Raw genomic sequence first — 2,125 nt, 5'->3', positions numbered from 1 at the left:
TTTGTTGAATTTATGAAGTCTTTAATAAGGCGATGTTTGAGGTTCTCTCCTTTTCCTGATGACAAGCTTGTTCTGTTCCTGCTACAAAACTTGATAGGAGGTGACTCATGTTGTGCAAAAGTTTAGTATTAAACTTTAATAATAAAGCCCTATCTTAGAAGAGGAGATGCGGAAAGTAAAGGAAAGGATCAGGAGAGTTATAGACAAAGAGGGATGTGACAGTTTTGTTGTGAGTTATTCCGGAGGAAAGGACAGCACCGTTCTTCTTCACCTGAGTCTTGAGCTGGCAAAGGAACAGGATCTTAAGCTCGTCGTAGTTCACTCGGACACTCTTGTTGAAAATCCCATTGTCCATGAGCACGCTTTTTCAACCCTTGAGAAAGTGAAAGACTATTGTCGCAGAGAAGGAATAAGATGTGAAGTGAAGGTGGCTACTCCGGATATCAGATACACCTACTGGGTAAACCTCATAGGGAAAGGCTATCCGCTTCCTTCTCACAGGTTCCGCTGGTGCCAGGATAAACTCAAAATAAGGCCTGTGAAAAAGCTGCTGAGGGAATTAAAAGATTCCATTATGTTTGTAGGGTTGAGGTTGGATGAAAGTCATGACAGGGCAAGGTCCCTGAAGAGCAGGTCAAGAGGAGATTTCCGTTTGGAGGACAACGGCATACCCGTATATGCTCCGATGATGGACGTAACAGAAGAAGAAATATGGGAGTTCCTAGCAAATTCTGAACCACCATATGATGGTTCCTACAAAAACGTAATTTCCATCTACAAAGAAGCGAGGGGGGAGTGCCCTCTCATACCCGAAAAAAACGGATACAGGAACGGGTGTGGTATGAGGTTTGGATGCTGGGTTTGCACTCTCGTAAGAGAGGACAAAACGCTTAAAAATCAGATTGCTTTCAATAGAGAACTCAAACATCTTTACGAGTTCAGACAGTTTCTGATAGATCTCTGTAACGACCCTGAGAGTAGGAGCGGACTGAACAGGAAAGGAGAGCCTGTAGGCTACGGAAAAGGAGCCTTGAAAATTTCTGTAAGGAAGAAAATCCTGGAAAAGCTCTTGCTTCTGGAAAAAAGACTCGGCAAAAAACTCATAAGCTCTGAAGAGTTAGAGTTGATAAAGCATATATGGGAGAAAGACAAAACTCTTTTTAGAACGTCAACTACCCCCGACTAAAGTCGGAGGCTTGTAGCTGATGCTACGCTACGGTAGCACCGCTACATTGGGACGGTTGACAGCGCCCCACCAGGAGGGGATATACCGCTCCCGGTTCCGACTTCCCTTCAAGGGAAGCCAGATAGTTCTTTACTATGTTCCTGCTGGCATTGAGGTCTGCGTTGAGATGAAATCCACACCTCTCACATACAAAGTGTGCTTGGTCTCTTCTGTTCTTTCTGGAAATATGCCCGCACCTGCTACATTTCTGAGAGGTGTATCTTGCATCCACATACACAACCCTTATCCCTTTTACCTGTGCCTTATACTCTATAAACCTCTGAAGTTGTGCAAAGTTCCAGCTGTGTATCCATCTCCTATTTTGTTTACTTACCCTTATCCTTTTCCTTATACCTTTAAGCTTCTCAAGAACTATCGCACCACCAGCAGGAACAAGCTTTACTATCTCCCTCGCTATCTTGTGGTTAACAGCAGTCCTAAACCGTTTCTCCCCATGCGAGAGTTTCTTAAGGTGTCTTTTAGCAGAGGGAGTGCCTTTGGACTGCAGACGTTTCCTGAGTGCTTGGTATCTCTCGGATACAGCCCTTATATGCCCACCATCAAGGAACCTGTTAATTTCCCCATCGGGAGTAGAAACGACCGCAAGTTTTCTAAGACCCAAATCAACTCCTACGTAAAAATCGGAGGTTTCTACGTCTTCAAATTCTTTTTCAACGCTGATGCTGAGGAAAAACTTCTTGAGCTTTTTGTCGTATTTGAGGTTGGCAGAGGTTATCTTCCAATCAAGATACTGTTTGAAGTATTCAAGGATTTTTACCTTAAACTTCTGTCTTCCTCTAACGGTAGCAAGGGACACCTCCCCTCTGTCCAGCCAAACTGTATAGGAACGCTTATCGTATCTAATAGCGGGATTATTGCTTTGGGGGCACTTGCTTTTGA

General features: G+C 44.0%; 2 protein-coding genes. One reads left to right on the top strand and one right to left on the bottom strand.

The features are described from left to right. Window positions 1-166 precede the first annotated feature (166 nt). The gene (locus tag ACWB1W_RS08000; RefSeq protein ID WP_479370846.1) at window positions 167-1,186 is read left to right on the top strand and encodes a phosphoadenosine phosphosulfate reductase domain-containing protein; all 1,020 of its coding nucleotides are present in this window, start codon (window positions 167-169) and stop codon (window positions 1,184-1,186) included. Window positions 1,187-1,208: 22 nt separating this feature from the next. Here the strand turns inward: ACWB1W_RS08000 and ACWB1W_RS07995 are convergent. Beyond that, window positions 1,209-2,125: RNA-guided endonuclease InsQ/TnpB family protein (locus tag ACWB1W_RS07995; protein WP_479370845.1), on the bottom strand; the 917-nt coding region annotated here is incomplete at its 5' end.

The organism is Aquifex sp. (genome assembly GCF_056494385.1).
Note: the sequence above shows the minus strand (reverse complement) of the source record. Positions and strands in the feature narration are given on the sequence as shown.